Below are 22,019 nucleotides of genomic sequence, written 5' to 3'. Positions count from 1 at the left end.
CCCTGCCGCGGGACCGTTCTCAGCCACCGTTGCCTCGGCACGCGCCCTCACCCGAACCCCGGCATCACCCGCTCCGCGATCAGCCGCAGCTGGGTGTCCACGTCCGCCGCCTCTGCGAGGTCTCGGCCCGTGAACGTCCTCACCAGGGTGCGGTCGGTGATCGCGCAGATCATGTGGTTGACGCCGCTGGGTGCGATGTCCCGTTCGATCTTCTCGCGGCACTCCTCGGGCGTGCCCGCGACCGAGAGGCGGTCGGTGACCTCCGGGGAGGTCAGTTCGATGCCGCGGGCCAGGTCGCCGGCGCCGATCGCGTCGATGACCGGCTTCAGTTCCGCCGGGTCGACGCCGTTGCGGCGCAGCTGCTCCTCGGGCATCGAGGAGGCGTAGATGCCGACCATGCTGCGCGCGGCCTCCTTGGCGGCCGCCGAGTCGGGGCCCGTGGCGAAGACCACCCAGGCCCCGATGTCCAGCGAGCGCCAGTCCTTGCCGGCCCGCTCCGCGCCCGCCCTGATGTGCCGCACCGCGTAGTCGTAGGCCTCGCGCGTGTAGCTCAGGGCGTGGTGGCAGCCGTCCGACAACTCCCCGGCCACCTCGAAGGACTTGGGCCCGCGCATCGCGCCGAGCTTCAGCGGCAGCCGGTCCTGGACGGGCCGGGCGAACGTGAACAGACCGTCGTACGAGAAGAACTCGCCCTCGTACGTGAGGGCGCCCTCGTCGAGGAAGGTGCGCATCACGTGCAGGGCTTCCTTGACGCGGGACAGCGGCCTGGTGCGCGTCCAGTCGATGCGGTACTGGGCCAGCAGGCCGAAGTTGCCGCTGGACAGGACGCCTTCGGCGCGACCACCCGAGAGTTCGTCGAGGGTGGCGAGGGCCTGGGCGATCAGAGTCGGCTCGCGCAGCGTCACCGGGGAGACGCTGGGGCCGAGGCGGATGCGGTCGGTACGGCCCGCGGCCGCCGCGAAGAGGAGCCAGAGGTCCTTGTGCCAGGTCTCGTCGGCGGCGTAACAGGCGTGGAAGCCGAGTTCGTCGGCGAGCCGGATCGACTCCAGGGACTCGGCCAGGGGGTAGTCGGGGAGCATCGCGTAACTGAACTTCACGAGCGCCAACCTCCGTTGCGGGGAACGGTGCTCTGCCTCCACCGAGGATGTGAGCCCAGGGCGGGTCTGTCCAGGGAGCGATACGTCGAAATTTTCGGTGGTGTGCATCCCTCTTTCTGAAGGACCTGGTGAGGGGGTCCTGCTTGCCGCACGCATACCTGGGGTGAGTGCGGGTTGATCTGCGGGTTCGACACACCGGAGTCGCCGTCCGACGCGTCGAAGGTTTCGAAACTTCTACCGAAACTGTTGACGCTTGATGGGTGCAGGTCAACACTGTCGCCGTTGTCCGAACCCGCAGGAGAGGAACACCCCCCATGAACCTGCTCGTCCAGCCGAGGCGCCGCAGACGCGGCGCCGTCACCCTGCTCGTCAGGAGCGCGTGGGCCGTCGCGCTGGCCGCGCTCGCCGCGCTGATGCTGCCGGGCACCGCCCAGGCCGACACGGTCGTCACGACCAACCAGGAGGGCACCAACAACGGCTACTACTACTCGTTCTGGACCGACAGCCAGGGCACCGTCTCCATGAACATGGGATCCGGCGGTCAGTACAGCACCTCGTGGCGCAACACCGGCAACTTCGTCGCCGGCAAGGGCTGGGCCAACGGCGGCCGCCGGACCGTGCAGTACTCGGGCACCTTCAACCCGTCCGGCAACGCGTACCTGGCGCTCTACGGATGGACGTCCAACCCGCTCGTCGAGTACTACATCGTCGACAACTGGGGCACCTTCCGGCCCACGGGCGAGTACAAGGGCACCGTTACCAGTGACGGCGGCACCTACGACATCTACAAGACGACCCGCGTCAACAAGCCCTCCGTCGAGGGCACCCGCACCTTCGACCAGTACTGGAGCGTCAGGCAGTCGAAGCGGACCGGCGGCACCATCACCACGGGCAACCACTTCGACGCGTGGTCACGGGCCGGGATGCCGCTCGGCAACTTCAGCTACTACATGATCATGGCCACCGAGGGCTACCAGAGCAGCGGCAGCTCCAACATCAACGTCGGCGGGACCGGCGGCGGCGACAACGGGGGCGGTGACAACGGCGGCGGTGGCGGCGGGTGCACCGCCACCCTGTCCGCCGGGCAGAAGTGGGGGGACCGGTATAACCTCGACGTCTCCGTCAGCGGCGCCAGCAACTGGACGGTGACGATGAACGTGCCGTCCCCGGCGAAGGTCATGTCGACCTGGAACGTCAACGCGACCTACCCCAGCGCGCAGACGCTGACCGCCAGGTCGAACGGCAGCGGCAACAACTGGGGCGCCACCATCCAGGCCAACGGCAACTGGACCTGGCCCAGCGTGTCCTGCAGCGCGGGCTGACCCACCACCCCACCAGCGGAGAGGAGGAATCACTCGTATGCGCACCAGTACCGGACCACGCGCTTCCTCGCGCACCCTGCGCACCCTGGCTTCCGGCGTCGCCGTCACCGCGCTCGCCGCCGCGGGCACGGTGGCGGCCGGCGCCGCCCCGTCCCAGGCCGCGGCCTGCAACGGCTACGTCGGGCTCACCTTCGACGACGGCCCCTCCGGCACCACCCAGTCCCTGCTCAACGCGCTCAGGCAGAACGGGCTGCGGGCCACCATGTTCAACCAGGGCCAGTACGCCGCCCAGAACCCGTCCCTGGTCCGGGCCCAGGTCGACGCGGGCATGTGGGTCGCCAACCACAGCTACACCCACCCGCACATGACCCAGCTCAGCCAGGCCCAGATGGACTCGGAGATCTCCCGGACCCAGCAGGCGATCGCGGGCGCGGGCGGCGGGACGCCCAAGCTGTTCCGGCCGCCGTACGGCGAGACCAACGCGACGCTCCGGTCGGTCGAGGCCAGGTACGGACTGACCGAGGTGATCTGGGACGTCGACTCCCAGGACTGGAACAACGCCAGTACCGACGCGATCGTGCAGGCCGTCTCACGGCTCGGCAACGGCCAGGTCATCCTCATGCACGACTGGCCCGCCAACACGCTCGCCGCCATACCGCGCATCGCCCAGACCCTGGCGAACAAGGGGCTGTGCTCCGGCATGATCTCGCCGCAGACCGGCCGCGCGGTCGCTCCCGACGGCAGCGGCGGCGGGGGCGGAGACGGCGGCGGGGGCGGCGGCGCCTGTACCGCGACGCTGTCCGCCGGGCAGCGCTGGGGTGACCGCTACAACCTCAACGTCTCGGTGAGCGGGACCGACGACTGGACGGTGACGATGAACGTGCCGTCCCCGGCCAAGGTCATGTCGACCTGGAACGTCAACGCGAGCTATCCCGGCGCGCAGACGCTGACCGCCAAGTCGAACGGCAGCGGCAACAACTGGGGCGCCACCATCCAGGCCAACGGCAACTGGACCTGGCCCAGCGTGTCCTGCAGCGCGGGCTGACCGACCCGCACCCCGGTCCGTACCCGTGACCGAAGCTCACGGGTACGGACCTCCTCGGTCACTCACCCAGCGACCGCCCCGCGACCCGCGCCAGATGCCGCCCGAACACCTCGCGCGCCTCGGGCGTCAGCGTCCGCAGGGCCACCATCGCCGTGATCACGACGTCGCACAGCTCCGCCTCCACGTCGTCCCAGGTGTGCGTGACACCCTTCCTCGGGTTCTGGTCGGTCGCCCCGATGACCGCCTCGGCGACCTCGCCGACCTCCTCCGACAGCTTCAGCATGCGCAGCAGCAGGCCCTCCCTGCCGCCGACGGGCTGGTCCGCCTCCAGCCACGTCCACAGGGCGTCGACGGTGTTCCAGAGGTCGTCGGCCCGCGCGCCGTCCGGGTTGTCGCTCATGTGGAGCAGCGTGCCACGTTCCCGCGGGCGTCAGTCGAACAGTGTCTCCTGCCGCCCCTCGGCCGCCCTGCGCAGCCGCCTGTTCCGTGCCCCCACGACCACCGTCGTGACCGCCGCGGTCACCGCGAAGGCGGCCGGGACCATCCAGTTCCGGTTGACCGCGTGACCGAGGGCGTGGTCGAGGGAGAGCCGGCCGGGGCCCGAGACCGCGAGGCCCGCGGCCGTCAGGCCGAGGGAGACGGCGTGCTCGTAGCCGCCCGCCTGCGCGAAGAAGCCGTTCGGGGCGTGCACCGCCGCGGCACCCGTCATCGCGCCGACCGCGGCCGCGCCCGCCGCCGGAGTGGCCAGTCCCAGCGCCAGCAGCGTCCCGCCACCCGCCTCCGCGAGACCCGCCGCGGTGGCGCTGGCCCGGCCCGGCGCGTAGCCCATGGCCTCCATGGCCCGACCGGTCTCTCCGAGGCCGCCGCCGCCGAACCAGCCGAGCAGCTTCTGCGTGCCGTGCGCCGCCAGGACCCCGCCGGTCCCCAGGCGGAGCAGCAGCAGTCCTAGATCCCGCCGGTCACAGCGCTTCACGTCGACTCCCTCGGGGACGGTGTGGGCTCATCTGCCCACCGTCGCCCGTCCGCGGGGTCCGGGCCCGTCACCGGGCGCCGTTCGGGTGGTGGCGGGCCACGGCGGGCGGTACGCCCGGTGGCGGGGGTGCGGAGCCGGTGTGACGCTGCCGCCATGACCATTCAGACCACGCGACTCAGCGACCCGGCCGTCCGCGCCTTCGTCGCCGCCGTCAACGCCCACGACCGCGAGGCCTTCCGCGCGCTGCTCGCGCCGGACGCCACCATGGCCGACGACGGAGACGACCGGAACCTCGACCAGTGGGTCGACCAGGAGATCTTCTCCTCCAACGGCCACATGGAGGTCGACAACGAGTCGAACAACGGTCGCGCCCTCATCGCCCGCTACCGCAACGACACCTGGGGCGAGATGCGCACCCGGTGGGACTTCACCGTCGACGAGGACGGGCGGATCGCCCGCTTCGAGACCGGACAGGCGTAACGGGCAGACGTAACCGGGCAATGGTGCGGCAGCCGTTCCGCCCACCGGTGTGACCGGTGTGGTGGAACGGCTGCCGCCTCCCCCCTCGGTGTGGCCCGTGGAGCGTTGTGGAAGACCAACGCTTCAAGTGTGAAGTTCTGGTGAAGGAGATTGGAGCATACGTCCTCCACCGGCCGCAATATGGCGGACCTTGAAATTCCGATTGTATGAATCCGCGTGTGTGTCGGCGGCCTGCGCTCAGCCGCGCCCCACGTACGGCATCGCCGTCGCCATGACCGTCACGAACTGCACGTTGGCCTCCAGGGGCAGTTCGGCCATGTGCCGCACCGTGCGCGCCACGTCGGCGACGTCCATCACGGGCTCGGGTGCCGTCTCCCCGTTGGCCTGGAGCGCGCCGGTCCGCATGCCGGCCGTCATGTCGGTCGCCGCGTTGCCGATGTCGATCTGGCCGACCGCGATGCCGTAGGGACGGCCGTCCAGCGACAGCGACTTGGTCAGGCCCGTCAGCGCGTGCTTGGTCGCGGTGTACGCCACCGAGTGCGGACGCGGCGTGTGTGCCGAGATCGAGCCGTTGTTGATGATCCGGCCGCCGCGGGGGGCCTGTTCCTTCATCTGCCGGTACGCCGCCTGCGCGCACAGGAACGCCCCGTTGAGGTTGGTGTCCACCACGTGCCGCCAGGCCTCGTAGGGAAGGTCCTCGACCGGCACGCCGCCCGGACCGAACGTCCCGGCGTTGTTGAACAGCAGGTCCAGTCGCCCGAACCGGTCGCGCACGGCGCCGAACAGAGCCGCCACGTCCTCCGGGCGCGACACGTCGGCGCGCACGGTGAGTGCCGTGCCGCCACCCGCCGGCGCCGCCGCGGCGGTCTCGGCCAGGGGCTCGGGACGGCGGCCTGCCAGGGCCACCGACCAGCCGGCGGTGAGCAGTTCGACGGCGACCGCCCGGCCGATGCCGGATCCGGCGCCCGTGACGACGGCGACCTTCCGCACGACGGCGCGCTCTTCGCCGGTGTGTTCTTCGCTGGTGCGTTCCTCGGCGGCGCCTTCCTCGGCGGTGTTTTCCACGTCGGGGGTTCTCGCGGTGTTCATGACTCGGCAGCGTACGGGTCGGGGAACATGCGGAACTCATCCGTCCGACACGCGATCGCCATGTCCGTGCCAAACCGGGGTCGTTCCCGGCGCTTCGAATGCCCCTTGCAACCACCGCAAGGGGAGGAACGGATGACACCCGCGAACCACCAGGCCCCGACCCCGGCCCCCACCCGGGTCCCGGCCCAGTCGCAGTCCTCGCACGCGCCCGAACTCCGCGCCGCCGCCCGCAGCCTGGGCCGCCGTCGCTTCCTGACCGTCACCGGCGCCGCCGCCGCGCTCGCCTTCTCCGTCAACCTGCCGGCCGCCGGCACCGCGAGCGCCGCCGAGCTGGACGCCGCGCAGCTGACCGCCGACCCCTTCACGCTCGGCGTCGCCTCGGGCGACCCGCAGCCCGGCTCGGTGCTGCTGTGGACCCGTCTTGCCCCGGTGCCGTACCAGGCCGACAGCGGACTGCCCGCCAAACGCGTCGAGGTGAGCTGGGAGCTGGCCCTGGACGAACGGTTCCGCCGCGTCGTCAGAAGGGGCCGGACCACCGGCCACCCCGAGTTCCACCACGCCGTGCACGTCGAGGTCGACCACCTCGCGCCCGGCCACGTCTACCACTACCGCTTCCGCGCCGGCCGGTACGTCAGCCCCGTCGGACGCACCCGCACCGCGCCCGCGCAGCACAGCCGGGTCGCCGGCCTCACCTTCGGCCTCGTCTCCTGCCAGAAGTACGACCAGGGGTACTACACCGCCTACAAGCACCTGGCCCAGGAGGACGTGGACGTCGTCTTCCACCTCGGCGACTACCTCTACGAGTACGCCGTCAACGCCACCGGCGGCTCCCGCGCCTACCCCGCGGGCACCCTGCCCGCCCACTTCAACCACGAGACGGTGACGCTGGAGGACTACCGGCTGCGGTACGCCCTCTACAAGTCGGACCCCGACCTGCGGGCCGCGCACGCCGCGCACCCCTTCGTCGTCACCTGGGACGACCACGAGACCGAGAACAACTACGCCGACGACACACCGGAGAACAGCGTCCCGCCCGAGGAGTTCCTCATCCGCCGGGCCGCCGCCTACCGCGCCTACTGGGAGAACATGCCGCTGCGGCGCCCGCAGCTGCCCGACGGCCCGGACCTGAAGCTCTACCGCCGCCTGCACTGGGGGCGGCTCGCCCAGTTCGACGTCCTCGACACCCGGCAGTACCGCTCCAACCAGGCCTACGGCGACGGCTGGCAGTTCCCCGGCCCCGACTCCGAGGACCCGAGCCGCACGCTCACCGGCGACGCCCAGGAGCGCTGGCTGATCAACGGCTGGCACCGGTCGAACGCCCTGTGGAACGTGCTGCCCCAGCAGGTCACCTTCTCGCAGCGGTACAACTCCACGAGTACGCCGTCCAAGGTCTCCATGGACTCCTGGGACGGCTACCCGGCCTCCCGCGAACGGGTGCTGGCCGGCGCGCAGGCCGCCGGGATCGAGAACCTCATGGTCCTCACCGGCGACGTGCACGTCTCCTACGGCTTCGACATCAAGCGCGACTTCGACGACCCGGACTCCCGGACCCTGGGTACGGAGATCGTCACCACGTCCGTCACCAGCGGCGGCGACGGCGCGGAGAAGCCGTCCAACTGGGACACCCTCATGACCGCCAACCCGCACCTGAAGTTCTTCAACGGCCGGCGCGGCTACGCCACGGTGTCCCTGGGCCGCGAGTCGGCGCGCGCCGACTTCAAGACGGTGTCCCACGTCAGCACCGAGGGCGCGCCGCTCACGACCGCCGGGTCGTTCGTGACCCGGGCGGGGGAGCCGGGGCTCACGCCGGCGTGACGACCGGCTCCGCCGCGTCTCCTGTCTCTCCCGTTCCTGCCGGTTCTCCCGGGTAGCGGACGCCGACGCGGTCCCGGATCGCGTCGAGCGTCCGCATCACGGCCAGCGTGCCGTCCAGGGGGACCAGCGGTGACTCGGTCTCCCCGGCGCGCAGGGCCCGCATCACCTCCTCGGCCTCGTGCCGCAGGCTCTCGCGGGGGCCGTCGGCCGGGTCGGCGCGGAACTCCTGCGGGTCCTGGCCGGTCCGGTGCAGCACGAAGTGGTCCGGGAAGAAGAAGCCGTTCGGGACGTCGATGCGGCCCTCGGAGCCGGTGATCGACGCCGAGTTGGGCGTACCGCCGGTGATGGAGCAGTGCACCGAGGCGAGCGCGCCGCTCTCGTAGGACAGCAGCGCGCCCGTCTGGAGATCGACGCCCTCCTCGGAGAGCACCGCTCGCGCGGCGACGTCCGAGGGCTCACCGAGCAGCAGCTGCGCGAACGACACCGGGTACACGCCCAGGTCCAGCAGCGCGCCGCCGCCCTGCGCGGGGTCGCGCAGCCGGTGCGCGGGCGGGAAGGGGCCCGCGAGGCCGAAGTCGGCCTGGAGGCTGCGGACTTCGCCGATCGCGCCGCTGCCGACCAGTTCTTTCAGGCGCCGCACCAGCGGGTTGCAGTACATCCACATCGCTTCCATGAGGAAGACGCCCCGTTCACGGGCGAGCGCGACCAGTTCCCCGGCCTCGCGCGCGTTCAGCGTGAACGGCTTCTCGCACAGCACGTTCCGGCCCGCCTCCAGGCACAGGCCGGCCGCGGTCCGGTGCGCCGAGTGCGGGGTCGCGACGTACACCACGTCGACGTCCTCGTCCCGCGCCAGCGTCTCCCAGCCGCCGTACGCCCGCGGTATGCCGAACCGCTCGGCGAACGCCTTCGCCGACGCCTCGGTCCGCGACGCCACCGCCACGACCTCCGCGTCCGGCAGATCGACCAGATCCGCCGTGAATCGCGCCGCCATTCCGCCGGTCGCGAGAATCCCCCAGCGCACCTTCTGTCCGGTCACCGCTGACACCCTGCCCCACCCTCGTTCAGGCTCGTTCGTCGCTCGTGCGTCGTTCGTGCGTCGTTCGAGATTGTTCGTTCAAGTCCGTACGAGCTGAGAGCATAGGTGGCGGATCTGCAGAAGAGGGAGGGGCACATCACATGCCCGAGCGCGGGCCGTCCACGCACATGCCGCAAACGTCTCATTCATCGCAAATATCGCAAAAGCTGCCCGCCGTCCGGCGCGTCAGTCTTCTCGTCACCCTCATCCTCGGCAGCCTGACCGCCACGCCGCCGCTGGCCATGGACATGTACCTCCCCGCGCTCCCGGAGGTCACCCGGTCCCTGGGCGCACCGGCCGCGACCGTCCAGCTCACGCTCACCGCCTGCCTGGCCGGCATGGCCCTCGGTCAGATCGTGGTCGGCCCGATGAGCGACAAGTGGGGGCGCCGGCGTCCGCTGCTGGCCGGGCTCGCCGTCTACGTCGTCGCCACCGCGCTGTGCGCCGTCGCGCCGAACGTGGAACTCCTCGTCGCCTTCCGGCTGGTCCAGGGTCTCGCGGGCGCCGCCGGGATCGTCATCGCCCGGGCCGTCGTGCGCGACCTGTACGACGGCGTGGCCATGGCCCGCTTCTTCTCCACCCTCATGCTGATCTCCGGCGTCGCGCCGGTCGTCGCGCCGCTCATCGGCGGGCAGATCCTGCGGGTGACGGACTGGCGGGGCGTGTTCGTCGTCCTCGTGGTGGTCGGGGTGGTGCTGGGCGTCGTCGTGTGGGCCCGGCTGCCGGAGACGCTGCCCGTCGAGGAGCGGCACGCGGGCGGTGTCGGCGACACCCTGCGCGCGATGCGCGGCCTGCTCGCCGACCGGGCCTTCACCGGGTACATGCTCGCGGGCGGCTTCGCCTTCGCCTCGCTGTTCGCCTACGTCGCGGCGTCGCCGTTCGTCATGCAGGAGATCTACGGAGCCTCCGCGCAGACGTTCAGCCTGCTGTTCGGCCTCAACTCCGTCGGGCTCGTCGTGGTCGGGCAGATCAACGGCAAGATTCTCGTCGGGCGGGTCAGACTGGACCGGGTACTCGGTCTCGGCCTCGTCGTCGTGATCGCCGCCGCGACCGTACTGCTGCTGATGTCCCTGGGCGTCTTCGGCGAGGTCGGGCTCGGGCCGGTCGCCGCCGCGCTGTTCGTGCTGATGTCGGCGATGGGTCTCAGCCTGCCCAACACCCAGGCGCTGGCCCTGATGCGGGTCAAGAAGTCCGCCGGTTCCGCCTCCGCGCTGCTCGGCACCTCCTCCTTCCTCATCGGCGCGATCGCCTCGCCGCTGGTCGGAATCGCGGGGGACGACACCGCCGTACCGATGGCCGTGGTCCAGTTGGTGGCCGCGGTGGTGGCGCTCGGCTTCCTCGTGACCATGTGCCGCGGGCGGAGAGCAGGCAAGGGAGAAGACAACTGAGCGCTCCGAGACTGCGCAGCGACAGCCCCGAGCGGGCCGGACTGGACCCCGGGCAGCTCCGGCGTGCGGTCGCCCAGGTGCACGACCTCACCACCGGCGAACGACCCTGGGCGGCGGGCGCCGTCGTGGCCGTCGGACGCGGGCCCGTGCTCGCCGCCGAGGCCGCGGCGGGCTGGGCGGTGCGCTACGCCTCCTACGACCCGCACACCGACACGGGCGTGGAGCTGCCGGAGCGCTCGCGGGTGCCGATGAGCGTGGACACGCCCTTCGACCTCGCCTCGCTGACGAAGCTGTTCACCGCGGTGGCCGCCGTGCAGCAGATCGAGCGGGGCACGCTCGGCATCGACGCGGAGGTCGGCGCCTACCTGCCGGACTTCCGGGCCGCGGCCGAGCACCGCATCACCGTACGGCAGCTGCTCACCCACACCTCCGGGCTGCGGCCCGAACTCCCGCTGTACGACTGCGCCGACTCCGCCGACTCCGCCGACAAGGACGAACGGCTGCGGCGGCTGCGGGCGGAGCCGCCGGTGGGGGTGCCGGGCACGTACTGCTACTCGGACCTGAACATGCTGCTCCTGCAACAGGTGCTGGAGCGCATCACCGGGCGGGGGCTCGACGTTCTCGTCCGGGACGGGATCACCCGGCCGCTGGGCATGACGTCGACGGGCTTCGGACCGTGTCCGGGCGCCGCGGCCACGGAGGACCAGCGGCGGCCGTGGGCCAAGGCGGACCGGGGGATGCTGCGCGGGGTCGTCCACGACGAGAACGCGTGGGCGCTGGGCGGGGTGGCCGGTCACGCGGGGCTGTTCTCCACGGGGCGGGACCTGGCGGTCTTCTGCCGGACACTGCTCGCGGGCGGCTCCCACGGGCCCGCGCGCATCCTCGGGCCCGACTTCGTGGAACTGCTCCTGGCCGAACCGGGGCTCGGGTTCGCCCTGGACCAGCCGTGGTTCATGGGGGAGCTGGCGGGGCGCGGGGCGGCGGGGCACACCGGTTTCACCGGCACGATGCTGGTCCTCGACCGGGCGACGGACACCTTCGCGATCCTCCTCGCCAACACGGTCCACCCGCGCCGCCGCGCCCCGGACAACCGGGCCCGCGCGGCGCTGTGCACGCGGGTGGCGCGGGCGGTGCGGGCCTGATCGTCCGAGGGGTGGATGCCTGCGGCGGCCCGCGCGGGTGCGGTGGGGGTGCGCGTTGCGCCCCACCCCGCCGTACACGGCTCTCCCGCCGTCCTCCGGCGCCCCGTCCCGCCGTACACGGCTCTCCTGCCGCGTCGCCTCCGCCGCCGCGTCACTCGCCCCACGCCGCCGCCAGCTGCGCGCCGCCACGCCGCCGCAGCTGCCCCCCGCCGCCCCGCCGCCGCTGCGGGCAGTCGTGCCGCTGGGGCGGCACGGGTGGGCGCAGCGGCACCCCGCAACGCCGGGCCGCGTCCCCCTCGCGCCCGCACCCACCCCGGGTGCCGAGACCACGCCGGGCCGCGTGGCCCACCCCGCGCCACGCCGGGCACGGACAACGCCGGGCCCCCGCCCCACCCACCCCGCAACCCACGGAGTGCCTCGTACAATCTCCGGGTGAACGACCCCGCCGACACCCTGCGCGCCGCCCTCGCCGACCTCGTCGACGGGCTGCCGCCCCGACAGGCCGCCCAGGCCGTGGAGCGGCTGATCGCCAACTACCGCGGGGACACGCCGACCGACGCCCCCATCCTGCGCGACCGCGCCGACGTCGTCGCCTACGCCGCCTACCGCATGCCCGCCACCTTCGCCGCCGTGCGCTCCGCGCTCGCCGCGTTCGCCGCGGCCGTGCCGGGCTGGGTGCCCGGCAGCCACGTGGACGTCGGCGGCGGGACCGGCGCCGCCACCTGGGCCGTCAGCGACACCTGGGGCGGGGCGCGACCGGTGACCGTGCTCGACTGGGCCGAGCCCGCGCTTGCTCTCGGCCGGGAGATCGCCGCCTCGCTCCCCGCCCTGCGCGAGGTCCACTGGCGGCGTTCGCGGATCGGAGCGGCGCTCGACATCGACAGCGCCGACCTCGTCACGGTGTCCTACGTACTCAACGAGCTGGCCCCGGCCGACCGCGCCGCCCTCGTCGACACCGCCGTCGGCGCCGCGCGGGCCGTCGTGATCGTCGAGGCCGGGACCCCCGCCGGTTACGCCCGCGTCATCGAGGCCCGCGACCGGCTGGTCGCCGCCGGGTTCCGGGTCGCCGCGCCCTGCCCGCACAGTGCCGCCTGCCCCATCGTGCCCGGCACGGACTGGTGCCACTTCGCGGCCCGCGTCAGCCGGTCCAGCCTGCACCGGCAGGTCAAGAGCGGATCCCTCGCCTACGAGGACGAGAAGTTCAGCTATGTCGCCGCCACCCGGATCCCTGCCGAGCCCGCCCCTTCCCGGGTGGTCCGGCGCCCGCAGATCCGCAAGGGACAGGTGCTGCTCGACCTCTGCGAGTCCGACGAGCAGTTGCGGCGGCGCACGGTCACCAAGCGGCGCGGCGACCTGTACAAGGCGGCCCGCGACGCCGCCTGGGGCGACTCCTGGCCGCCCGGGGAGGACTGACGAAGAAGTGGAACGTGACGTGCACCGCGCCCTGCGGATCGTGATCGCCGAGGACGATCCGCTGCTGCGCGAGGGTCTCGCCCTGCTGCTGCGGGCCGAGGGCCTGGACGTGGTCGCCACCGCGGACACCGCCGAGTCGGTGCTCGCGGCCATCGGCGAGCACGAGCCCGACGTGGCCATCCTCGATGTGCGGATGCCGCCCACCCACACCGACGAAGGCGTCCGCGCGGCCGTCGAGGCACGGCGGCGGCGCCCCGGACTCGCCGTTCTGGTGCTGTCCGCGTACGTGGAGCAGTCCTTCGCCACCGACCTGCTGACCGGGGGAGTGGGCGGCCTCGGCTACCTGCTCAAGGAACGCGTGGGGCGGGTCGAGGAGTTCATGGACGCGCTCGGGCGGGTCGCGGGCGGCGGCACCGCCATCGACCCCGAGGTCGTCGCCCAGTTGTTCACCCGGACGCGCCAGGACACGCGTCTGGAGCGTCTCAGTCCGCGGGAGCGGGAGGTGCTCGGTCTGATGGCCGAGGGCCTGGGCAACAGTGCCATCGCCGGACGGCTCGTGGTCACCGACGGAGCCGTCCACAAGCACATCCGCAGCATCTTCGCCAAGCTCGACCTGTCCCCGGCCGACCAGGTCGACCGGCGGGTGGCGGCCGTTCTGCACTACCTGGAGAACGCGCGGGCGCCACGCCACTGAGCGGAGGGAGGGGACGGCGCCCACGGTCGGCGCGAGACGTTCCGTCTTGTCGGCCTGGTAGCTTCGGGACATGGCCACCACCCGGAAATCCGCCCGCACCACGACCTCCGCCGCCGAGCGGCCGCACCCCGACGCCACCCGGCGCAGCCAGCGGTCCCGCCAGGCCATCTACGACGCCGCCCTCGCCCTGGTCGGCGAGGTCGGCTACCCCAAAACCACGATCGAGGGCATCGCGGCCCGCGCCGGTGTCGGCAAGCAGACGATCTACCGGTGGTGGTCCTCGAAGGCGCAGGTCCTGCTGGAGGCCTTCCTCGATCTCGGTGAACAGGCCGTACAGGGGCAGGGGCAGGGGCAGGGGCAGGGGCAGGGCGAGCCCTACGCGATTCCGGACACGGGTGACATCGCCGCCGACCTCAAGGCCGTACTGCGCGCCACCGTCGACCAGCTGTACGACCCGAAGTTCGAGGCGCCGTCCCGTGCCCTGGCCGCCGAGGGGCTCGTCAACGAACAGCTCGGCCGGGAGTTCGTCGCCAAGCTGCTGGAGCCCTCGCTCCAGCTCCACGTCGACCGTCTGCGGGCCGCACAGGCGGCCGGACAGGTGCGGCCGGAGATCGACCCGCGCATCGCGCTGGAACTCTTCGTCTCGCCGCTCGCCCAGCGCTGGCTCCAGCACACCGCGCCGATCTCCTACGCCTACACCGACACCCTCGTCGACTACGCGCTGCACGGGCTCGCCCCACGGTGACCGAAGACGCCTGACCAGGGAAGTTTGTCCCTTCACGACCCCGAAGCGCGCAATGGTGCGACGATAGGGCATGCTGGTGCGCACGACGGCGAGGCAAGGGGATAGATGAGCGCGGAGTTCGGCGGTCGGAGCGGTCTGCAGGGCAAACTCTCCTCGTGGCTGCGCGGACGCCGCCCCAAGGAGGCCGCCGGAGACGGTGGCCGGGAGGATCTGCTGCTCGCCGCCGCCGGTGCCGGACTGCCCCTGGCGCCCGCCGCGCACCCCGCCGGATACCGTTGCTCCTGCGACCGCGTGGGCTGTCCCACCCCCGCCCGGCACCCGGTGTCGTTCGCCTGGCAGACGCAGTCCACCACCGACCGTGGTCAGATCGAGCGCTGGGCCCGGCACCAGCCCGAGGCCAACTTCATCACCGCCACCGGCATGGTGCACGATGTGCTCGACGTGCCGCTGGAGGCCGGTCGGGAGGCGGTGGAGCGGTTGCTCGCCGCCGGTGTCGAGGTCGGGCCGGTCGCCGAGAGCGACGACGGGCGCCTGCTGCTGTTCACCCTCACCCGGGGCACGCCCGAGGACGAGGACGAGTGGTGGCCCTGCGAGCTGGACTGCCACCCCGAGACCATGGACGAGCACCCGGGACTGCGCTGGCACTGCCGCGGTTCCTACGTGCTGGTACCGCCCGCCCGGCTGCCCGGGGAACACCGCACGGTGCACTGGGTGCGCGGCCCCGAGCATCCGCTGCCGGACCCGCTGACCCTGCTGGAGACCCTCACCGACGCCTGTGCCCGGCACGCCGGTGCGGAGGGCGACCACGAGGGAGCCTCCTGGCCGCTGCGCCGCTGAGTGCCCCGGGCTCTCCTATTCGCCCTTGCCCGAGGTGAGGCCCTGGACCCGGCCCAGCACCGACACCTGCCCGTCCGCCGGATCGAGCGCGACCTCGTTGGAGACGAACTCCATCGTCAGCGACTGCTTGATCTCGCCGTCCGTCAGCGCCAGCACGTCCTTGTTCGGCGTCGGCACGGACGCGCCCCGCGCCGCGGTCTGCTTCTCGAAGTGGCGCGAGGTGAAGAACACCAGCGCGCCGCCGTCCTTGGTGCGCAGTGCCAGCGGCGCGTAGTCGCCGTTCGTCAGCGGCTCGTCGATGTACTGGGTGACCAGACCGGGGCGGGTCGAGCGCTTCTCGCGCAGCCCGCGCCAGGAGCTGGTGTGCACACCGTCCGCGAAGGTCTTCCCGCCGTCCTGCAGATACGTCGTGTAGCCCTTGCTCAGGCCGGCCGGCGGGACGCTCACGTCGGTGGCGTTCGCGGGCACGGCCTCGGCCCAGCCGTCCTGGTCGGTCTTGAACTCGGGCACCCTGCCGGGGGCCACCAGCGTCAGGTACGCCGCCTCCCAGGTCTCCTCCAGGCCGCCCCGGGTGAAGACCAGCAACCAGCGTGCCTTGCCGCCCTTGTTGGCCTCGGTGTCCGCGACGAACCAGCGCGGCCAGCCCGCCTTCTTCGGGATCGTGAACTTCGCGTCGGTCAGCTCCAGCGGCTCGTGCGCCGCATTGCCGTCCGGGTGGTTGGCCGCCCCCGCCTTCAGCCGCGCCGAGTCGATCGCGGCGAGGGCGCCGGTGGTGTGGTCGGCGTCCAGGGAGGCGTCGTACGCCTTGTCGGCCGCGTTGTAGGCGGTGGTGAACTGCTCCAGCGCCTTCGCGGCCTCCGCCCGGGTTGCCGAGGGGAGTACCTCGCGCTCACCGTGCACCACCACGCAGCCGCTCGCCGTCAGCGACAAAGCGGTCGCCGAGGCGGATATGAGCGCGTACTTCTCAAGCCTGCGGGGCCTTCGAGGGCCGCGATCCTGGCTCATCAGGTTCCTTCACCTTCCCCTTCCCGGAGGCGAACCCTACCGGGGCGAGGAAGAGCGCGAGCGTCGGGACCAGGTACAGCAGCCACACCGTGACCTGGAGGACGGTCGGGTCGGGCTGGAAGTTGAACACGCCCTTGAGCAGGGTGCCGTACCAGCTGGCCGGGTCGACCGTGTTGCTGATGTCGAAGGCCAGGTTCGTCAGGCCCGGCACCAGGTCGGCCTCCTGGAGGTCGTGCACGCCGTAGGCCAGGACGCCCGCCGCCACGACCACCAGCATGCCGCCGGTCCAGGTGAAGAACCGGGCCAGGTTGATACGCAGCGCGCCCCGGTAGAACAGCCAGCCGAGCAGCACCGCCGTGGCCAGTCCCAGGGCCACGCCGATCAGCGGGCGCGGGGTGCCGTCGCTCGCCGCGTGCACCGACGCCCACACGAACAGCGCCGTCTCCAGGCCCTCCCGGCCCACCGCCAGGAACGCGGTGGCCACCAGCGCCCCGGTGCCCATGGCGAGGGCCGCGTCCAGCCTGCCGTGCAGCTCCGTCTTGAGGTGGCGGGCGGTGCGGCGCATCCAGAAGACCATCCACGTCACCAGGACCACGGCCAGGACGGAGAGCGAACCGCCCAGCGCCTCCTGCGCCTTGAACGTCAGCTCCTGCGAGCCGAACTCCAGCGCGCAGCCGAAGCCGAGCGCGATGGCGATCGCGACGCCGATGCCCGCCCAGATCGGTTTCAGGGCGTCCCGGCGGTCCGTCTTGACCAGGTAGGCGATGAGGATGCAGACGACGAGGGAAGCCTCCAGGCCCTCGCGCAGGCCGATCAGGTAGTTCGAGAACACGGTTACGCCTCCTTGCCGAACAGCGTGCTGCCCCACCAGTCGTCCGCGTCGCGGACCCCGGGCGGCACGGCGAAGACCGCCGAACCCACGTGCTGGATGTACTCGTTGAGCGCGTCCGTCGCCAGACTGCGCTGCACGGGGACGAAGCCCGTGCGGATGTCGCGCTGGTAGGCGAGGAAGAACAGGCCGGCGTCCAGGCGGCCCAGGCCGTCCGTGCCGTCGGTGAAGGAGTAGCCGCGGCGCAGCAGCGTCGCCCCGCCGTTGGAGTCGGGGTGCGCGAGCCGGACGTGCGCGTCGGGCTTCATCGCCTTCAGGAACGGCTCGTCGCGTTCCTCGGCCTTGCCGACCGGCGCGCCCTCGCCCTTGTCCCGGCCGAACACGTCCTCCTGCTCCTGGAGGGAGGTACGGTCCCAGGTCTCGATGTGCATGCGGATGCGCCGGGCGACGAGGTACGAACCGCCTGCCATCCAGGCCGGTCCGTCCTTCTCGGCGGCCCAGACGAACTTCTCCAGGCGGTCCTTCTCCGTGCCCGCGATGTTGCGGGTGCCGTCCTTGAAGCCGAGCAGGTTGCGCGGGGTCTGTTCGTCGGGCGTCGTGGACGAGGTCTTGCCGAAGCCGAGCTGCGACCAGCGCACGACGACCTTGCCGAAGCCGATGCGGGCGAGGTTGCGGATCGCGTGCACGGCGACCTGGGGGTCGTCGGCGCAGGCCTGGACGCACAGGTCGCCGCCGCTGCGGGCCTTGTCGAGGTTGTCCCCGGGGAACTTGGGCAGGTCGGCCAGGGCCTCGGGGCGCCGGCCGGCGAGGCCGAACCTCGCGAAGAGGGACGGCCCGAAGCCGATGGTGAGGGTCAGCCGGGACGGTCTGAGGCCCAGCGCCTCGCCGGTGTCGTCCGGCGGGGCCTCGGGCAGGCCGCCGTAGGCGCCCTCGCCCACCGCGTGACCGGCGGTCATCCGGCGGGCCGCCGCCGTCCACTCCTTGAGCAGTGCCACGAAGGCGGCACGGTCCTCGGTCGTCACGTCGAACGCCGCGAAGTGCAGGCGGTCCTGCACCGGCGTGGCGATGCCCGCCTGATGCGCCCCGTGGAAGGGCACGGCGGAGCCCGCGTCGGCGCCGGCCGGGTCCACGTCGTCGCCGGTGCGGTCCACCGCCACCGCCCCGCCGGCCGCCGCGGCGGCGCCGAGCGCGAGGCCCGCGCCGCCCCAGCCGATCAGCGACCGCCGGGAGGGGGAGGGGGCGGGGGCCGGTGCGGGGGACTCGGTGTCCGTCATCTCGCCCTCCACTCCTACTTCGTGACCACGGCCGCGGCCAGCTTGGACAGCGGCTCCGCGAGCGCGTTGACCGCGTCCGACAGCTCCTTGCGGTCCGCCTTGCCGACCTTGTCGTAGGAGGTGAACTCGTAGGAGGAGGTGTTCGGGCGGTACTGGTCGAGCAGCTTGTCCAGCCCCGCGAACTGGCGGTCCAGTTCCTTCGTCAGCGCCGCGTCGTTCTCCTTCGCGACCGGCTTCAGCAGCGCGTACGACTGCTGCGCGCCCTCCACGTTGGCCTTGAAGTCGACCAGGTCGGTGTGCGAGTAGCGCTCCTCCTCGCCGGTGACCTTGCCGGTGGCGACCTCGTCGAGCAGCTCCTTGGCGCCGTTGGCCATGGAGGTGGGGGTGATCTCGGCCTTGCCGACCCGGTTCTGCCAGTCCTTCAGGTCGGTGACCAGGGTGGCGGCCAGCTCCTTCTCCCGGTCGCCGATCTTCCCGTCCTGCCACAGCGCCTTCTCCAGGCGGTGCCAGCCGGTCCAGTCGGTCGCCGGGTCCTGGCCGTCCTCCAGGCCGTCCTCGCGGACGTCGACCTTCGGGTCGATGTCGCCGAAGGACTCCGCGACCGGCTCGGTGCGCTCCCAGCCGATACGGGAGGGGGCGTACGCCTTCTTCGCGGCCTGAAGGTCACCGGCCCGGACGGCCTTCGCGAACGCCTCCGCCTTCGGCAGGGTCTCGTCGGCCTGCTGCTGCACGTACTGGCGGTAGGCGGCCACGGCCTCGTCGAGGCGCGGGTCGCGGGCGGCGGCCTTGCCGCCGGTGGCCTTCACGTCCTGGCGGATGCCCTTGCCCTTCATGCCGGGCTTGCAGGCGATCCGGTAGTCGCCCGCCTTCACCTCGGCGGTGACCCGCTGCTTGGTGCCGGGGCCGATGTTCTCCCGCTCGGTGACCACCCGGTCGTCGGGGAAGAGAAGGTAGACCTCGGTGACCTTGGAGCCCTTGTTCTCGACGGCGAGTTCGACGTGACCGGCCGGGAACTCGGCCTTCGACACCTCGCACTTGTCGTCCGTCGCCGTCACCGTGATGACGTGCTCGCCGTCCTCGGCGCCGCTCTTCTCCGTGCATCCCGTGACGGCGGCCAGGGCCGCGGCGGTGGCGACGGCGGTGACGGCGGTGAGTCTGGCGGCTCGCATGCGGGGCTCCAAGGGTGGCCGAAAGTGCGCGTGACGGGCCTCACGGGGAAGGTGAGGCTGCCCTAACGTATCTAAGGATTTCCTAAGTACGACCCGTCCATACGGTGATCCGAATCTCATGGACGGTGTATGAGCACGGGCCGGTCACGGTGGCTCAATGAGGTGCCCATGGGGAGGTCAAAGGTGCGTCAAAGACGATCGGCGCCATCCGCCCGGCGCCCGGCGGATGGCGGATGGCGGAGCACGTCATGGTGAGCGGAGCGGGAGGACGACCGGACAGCCCGTCGGTGATGCTTGAATGCCCCGGTGACCGACTACGACGTGCTCCGCGTCTTCTGCGCGCCCAACGGTGGATACGGCAACGAACTGGGCGTCGTCCGGGACGGATCCGTACTGCCGGAGCCCGAGCGGCGGCAGGAGCTGGCCGCGAAACTCGGCTTCAGCGAGACCGTGTTCGTCGACGATCCGGAGCGCGGCGTCGTCGACATCTACACGCCCACCCTGCGCCTGCCCTTCGCCGGGCACCCCTGCGTCGGCACCGCCTGGCTCCTCGACGTGCCCGAACTCGTCATGCCGGCCGGGGTGGTGGGTGCCCGGCTGGACGGGGAGTTCAGCTGGATCGAGGCCCGCCCCGAGTGGGCGCCGCCGCGCACCCTGCGCCAGTACGCCACCGTCGCCGAGGTCGAGGGCCTCGCGGTGCCCCCGAAGGGCGAGTGGCTCTACGCCTGGGCGTGGGAGGACGAGGCGGCGGGACGGGTGCGGGCCCGCGCCTTCCCCGGTCGCGACGACGGCATCGACGAGGACGAGGCGACGGGGGCGGCGGCCCTGCTGCTCACCGAACGGCTGGGCCGCGCCCTCAACATCACGCAGGGAACCGGCTCCCAGATCCTCACCGCGCCGCAGCCCGAGGGCTGGGTGGAGATCGGCGGGCGGGTACGCCTGGAGCGGTGACTCAGGCGGACAGGGGGAACTCCTCGCCCAGGGCCCGGAACACCGCCGTGTTCAGGGCGAAGGCACGCTTGCACTCGGCGACGACCCGCTGCTTCTCCAGGTCGTCCGCACGGATGCCGTCCAGCAGTTCGCGGTACTCCCGCTTGAACGCGGCCGGGTTGGAGATCTCCTCGAAGACGTAGAAGCGGACCCCGTCGCCCTTCCTGGCGAAGCCCCACGTCCGCTCGGCCTTGTCCCGGATGATCTGCCCGCCCGACAGGTCGCCCAGGTAGCGCGTGTAGTGGTGGGCGATGTAGCCGGCCGGCCACTCCTCGGCGCACTCGCGCACCCGGGCCGCGTACGCCTCGGTCGCGGGCAGGGCGGTCAGGCCCGCGCGCCAGTCGGCGCCGCGCAGGTGTGCCAGGTCCCGCTCCAGGGAGGCCAGCCGCAGCAGCTCTGGCCGGACGAACGGCCCGGCCACCGGGTCCGCCGCCAGCCGTCCGGCGGCCGCCTCCAGGGCTTCGTAGACGAACCACAGCTGCTCGGTGTAGCGCGCGTAGGCGTCGACACCGAGCCGTCCGCCCAGCAGGTCGCTCATGAACGTCGAGGTCTCCGCCTCCACGTGCTGCTCGTGGGAGGCGGTGCGGATGAGCGTCGAGAAGGAGTCCATGGGCACGAGTTTCTGTGGTTAGGCTTACCTAAGTCAATAGGTTTACCGACGGGCTGTCGGTAAAAGCGTACCCACCCCGACGCGAAACGGCCCGCCCTCCGGGGAGAGCGGGCCGTCGAGCGACGCGGATCAGAGGCAGGGGCCAGGGGTCAGGGGTCAGGGGTCAGGGCAGCGTGAGGATCTCCGCGCCCGAGTCCGTCACCACCAGCGTGTGCTCGAACTGCGCGGTCCGCCTGCGGTCCTTCGTCACGACCGTCCAGCCGTCGTCCCACATGTCGTACTCGTGGGTGCCGAGCGTCAGCATCGGCTCGATCGTGAAGGTCATCCCGGGCTGGATGACGGTCGTCGCGTGCGGGCTGTCGTAGTGCGGGACGATGAGCCCCGAGTGGAAGGACGAGTTGATGCCGTGGCCGGTGAAGTCCCGCACCACCCCGTAGCCGAACCGCTTCGCGTACGACTCGATGACGCGGCCGATGATGTTGATCTGCCGGCCCGGCCTGACCGCCTTGATCGCGCGGGCCAGCGACTCCCGGGTCCGCTCGACCAGCAGCCGGCTCTCCTCGTCCACGTCGCCGACCAGGTAGGTCGCGTTGTTGTCGCCGTGCACCCCGCCGATGTACGCCGTCACGTCCAGGTTCACGATGTCGCCGTCGTGCAGCACCGTGGAGTCGGGGATGCCGTGGCAGATGACCTCGTTGACCGAGCTGCACAGGGACTTGGGGTAGCCCCGGTAGCCGAGCGTCGAGGGGTAGGCGCCGTGGTCGCACATGTACGCGTGCGCCACCCGGTCCAGCTCGTCCGTCGTCACGCCGGGCGCGATGTGCTTCGCGGCCTCCTCCATCGCCCGCGCCGCGATCCGCCCGGCCACGCGCATCGCCTCGACCGTCTCGGGCGTCTGCACCTCGGGGCCGGTGTACGGCGTCGGCGCGGGTTTGCCGACGTACTCGGGCCGGCGGATGTTTCCGGGCACGGAACGGGTGGGAGACAGCTCCCCTGGTACGAGCAGCGACTGGCCAGACATGCAGCG

General features: G+C 71.9%; 22 protein-coding genes. 11 read left to right on the top strand and 11 right to left on the bottom strand.

Translation table 11 applies throughout. From position 1 onward, the window contains the following. Positions 1 to 47 precede the first annotated feature (47 nt). Positions 48 to 1,097, bottom strand: a complete 1,050-nt coding sequence (locus C4J65_RS08310) for an LLM class flavin-dependent oxidoreductase (protein WP_115741824.1) — start codon at positions 1,095 to 1,097, stop codon at positions 48 to 50. Positions 1,098 to 1,411: 314 nt separating this feature from the next. On the opposite strand from C4J65_RS08310, the gene C4J65_RS08305 reads away from it, so the two are divergent. Together C4J65_RS08305 and C4J65_RS08300 are read left to right on the top strand one after the other, a co-directional pair. Then, positions 1,412 to 2,419 carry a glycoside hydrolase family 11 protein gene (locus C4J65_RS08305; protein ID WP_115741823.1) on the top strand — a complete coding sequence of 336 codons (1,008 nt, stop codon included), beginning with the start codon at positions 1,412 to 1,414 and terminating at the stop codon, positions 2,417 to 2,419. A 37-nt stretch (positions 2,420 to 2,456) separates the two neighbouring features. Continuing rightward, positions 2,457 to 3,464: a polysaccharide deacetylase family protein gene (locus C4J65_RS08300; protein WP_115741822.1), complete on the top strand. Its 1,008-nt coding sequence runs from the start codon at positions 2,457 to 2,459 to the stop codon at positions 3,462 to 3,464. A 58-nt stretch (positions 3,465 to 3,522) separates the two neighbouring features. Here the strand turns inward: C4J65_RS08300 and C4J65_RS08295 are convergent, their stop codons facing one another. Then, a complete protein-coding gene (locus C4J65_RS08295) occupies positions 3,523 to 3,864 on the bottom strand; it encodes a MazG-like family protein (protein ID WP_115741821.1) in 342 nt (113 codons plus the stop codon). Between the two features lie 30 nt (positions 3,865 to 3,894). Next, positions 3,895 to 4,437: a DoxX family membrane protein gene (locus C4J65_RS08290; RefSeq protein WP_115741820.1), complete on the bottom strand. Its 543-nt coding sequence runs from the start codon at positions 4,435 to 4,437 to the stop codon at positions 3,895 to 3,897. A gap of 153 nt (positions 4,438 to 4,590) precedes the next feature. Between C4J65_RS08290 and C4J65_RS08285 the strand changes: the two genes are divergently transcribed. Then, positions 4,591 to 4,917, top strand: coding sequence for a nuclear transport factor 2 family protein (locus tag C4J65_RS08285; RefSeq protein ID WP_115741819.1), 327 nt, complete (start codon positions 4,591 to 4,593; stop codon positions 4,915 to 4,917). A gap of 237 nt (positions 4,918 to 5,154) precedes the next feature. Here the strand turns inward: C4J65_RS08285 and C4J65_RS08280 are convergent, their stop codons facing one another. After that, a complete protein-coding gene (locus C4J65_RS08280; RefSeq protein ID WP_240330386.1) occupies positions 5,155 to 6,006 on the bottom strand; it encodes an SDR family oxidoreductase in 852 nt (283 codons plus the stop codon). A gap of 132 nt (positions 6,007 to 6,138) precedes the next feature. Between C4J65_RS08280 and C4J65_RS08275 the strand changes: the two genes are divergently transcribed. After that, positions 6,139 to 7,821, top strand: a complete 1,683-nt coding sequence (locus tag C4J65_RS08275) for an alkaline phosphatase D family protein (protein WP_115741818.1) — start codon at positions 6,139 to 6,141, stop codon at positions 7,819 to 7,821. Here C4J65_RS08275 and C4J65_RS08270 read toward each other — a convergent pair. Then, positions 7,808 to 8,857: a Gfo/Idh/MocA family oxidoreductase gene (locus C4J65_RS08270; RefSeq protein WP_162833079.1), complete on the bottom strand. Its 1,050-nt coding sequence runs from the start codon at positions 8,855 to 8,857 to the stop codon at positions 7,808 to 7,810. The genes C4J65_RS08275 and C4J65_RS08270 overlap by 14 nt on opposite strands. A gap of 140 nt (positions 8,858 to 8,997) precedes the next feature. On the opposite strand from C4J65_RS08270, the gene C4J65_RS08265 reads away from it, so the two are divergent. From C4J65_RS08265 to C4J65_RS08235, 6 genes are all read left to right on the top strand, one after another. Continuing rightward, complete coding sequence (locus tag C4J65_RS08265; RefSeq protein WP_115741816.1) at positions 8,998 to 10,284, top strand: multidrug effflux MFS transporter; 1,287 nt, start codon at positions 8,998 to 9,000, stop codon at positions 10,282 to 10,284. Positions 10,285 to 10,325: 41 nt separating this feature from the next. Beyond that, complete coding sequence (locus C4J65_RS08260) at positions 10,326 to 11,426, top strand: serine hydrolase domain-containing protein (RefSeq protein WP_240330625.1); 1,101 nt, start codon at positions 10,326 to 10,328, stop codon at positions 11,424 to 11,426. A 432-nt stretch (positions 11,427 to 11,858) separates the two neighbouring features. Continuing rightward, the gene (locus C4J65_RS08250) at positions 11,859 to 12,839 is read left to right on the top strand and encodes a small ribosomal subunit Rsm22 family protein (protein ID WP_115741814.1); all 981 of its coding nucleotides are present in this window, start codon (positions 11,859 to 11,861) and stop codon (positions 12,837 to 12,839) included. Positions 12,840 to 12,870: 31 nt separating this feature from the next. Continuing rightward, complete coding sequence (locus C4J65_RS08245) at positions 12,871 to 13,533, top strand: response regulator transcription factor (RefSeq protein ID WP_162833550.1); 663 nt, start codon at positions 12,871 to 12,873, stop codon at positions 13,531 to 13,533. Positions 13,534 to 13,603: 70 nt separating this feature from the next. Continuing rightward, positions 13,604 to 14,278, top strand: coding sequence for a TetR/AcrR family transcriptional regulator (locus C4J65_RS08240; RefSeq protein ID WP_115741812.1), 675 nt, complete (start codon positions 13,604 to 13,606; stop codon positions 14,276 to 14,278). A 105-nt stretch (positions 14,279 to 14,383) separates the two neighbouring features. Then, the gene (locus C4J65_RS08235) at positions 14,384 to 15,115 is read left to right on the top strand and encodes a bifunctional DNA primase/polymerase (protein WP_115741811.1); all 732 of its coding nucleotides are present in this window, start codon (positions 14,384 to 14,386) and stop codon (positions 15,113 to 15,115) included. Between the two features lie 15 nt (positions 15,116 to 15,130). Here C4J65_RS08235 and C4J65_RS08230 read toward each other — a convergent pair whose 3' ends face one another. The 4 genes from C4J65_RS08230 to efeO are packed head-to-tail and all read right to left on the bottom strand — an operon-like array spanning position 15,131 to position 19,392. Next, complete coding sequence (locus tag C4J65_RS08230; protein WP_162833078.1) at positions 15,131 to 16,120, bottom strand: hypothetical protein; 990 nt, start codon at positions 16,118 to 16,120, stop codon at positions 15,131 to 15,133. Next, the gene (gene efeU / locus C4J65_RS08225) at positions 16,080 to 16,952 is read right to left on the bottom strand and encodes an iron uptake transporter permease EfeU (protein WP_115741810.1); all 873 of its coding nucleotides are present in this window, start codon (positions 16,950 to 16,952) and stop codon (positions 16,080 to 16,082) included. Before efeU ends, C4J65_RS08230 begins: the two co-directional genes overlap by 41 nt. 2 nt (positions 16,953 to 16,954) lie before the next feature. Continuing rightward, positions 16,955 to 18,223, bottom strand: coding sequence for an iron uptake transporter deferrochelatase/peroxidase subunit (gene efeB, locus C4J65_RS08220; RefSeq protein ID WP_115746348.1), 1,269 nt, complete (start codon positions 18,221 to 18,223; stop codon positions 16,955 to 16,957). Between the two features lie 14 nt (positions 18,224 to 18,237). Then, positions 18,238 to 19,392: an iron uptake system protein EfeO gene (efeO, locus tag C4J65_RS08215; RefSeq protein WP_115741809.1), complete on the bottom strand. Its 1,155-nt coding sequence runs from the start codon at positions 19,390 to 19,392 to the stop codon at positions 18,238 to 18,240. A 306-nt stretch (positions 19,393 to 19,698) separates the two neighbouring features. Here efeO and C4J65_RS08210 point away from each other — a divergent pair, with 306 nt between their 5' ends. Continuing rightward, positions 19,699 to 20,343, top strand: a complete 645-nt coding sequence (locus C4J65_RS08210) for a PhzF family phenazine biosynthesis protein (protein ID WP_115741808.1) — start codon at positions 19,699 to 19,701, stop codon at positions 20,341 to 20,343. 1 nt (position 20,344) lies between these two features. Here the strand turns inward: C4J65_RS08210 and C4J65_RS08205 are convergent, their stop codons facing one another. After that, positions 20,345 to 20,992: a biliverdin-producing heme oxygenase gene (locus tag C4J65_RS08205; protein WP_115741807.1), complete on the bottom strand. Its 648-nt coding sequence runs from the start codon at positions 20,990 to 20,992 to the stop codon at positions 20,345 to 20,347. Positions 20,993 to 21,155: 163 nt separating this feature from the next. Next, a complete protein-coding gene (map, locus tag C4J65_RS08200) occupies positions 21,156 to 22,013 on the bottom strand; it encodes a type I methionyl aminopeptidase (protein WP_115741806.1) in 858 nt (285 codons plus the stop codon). Between the last annotated feature and the right edge of the window lie 6 nt (positions 22,014 to 22,019).

Origin of the sequence: Streptomyces sp. CB09001, from assembly GCF_003369795.1 — a bacterium.
Lineage (GTDB): Bacteria > Actinomycetota > Actinomycetes > Streptomycetales > Streptomycetaceae > Streptomyces.
Note: the sequence above shows the minus strand (reverse complement) of the source record. Positions and strands in the feature narration are given on the sequence as shown.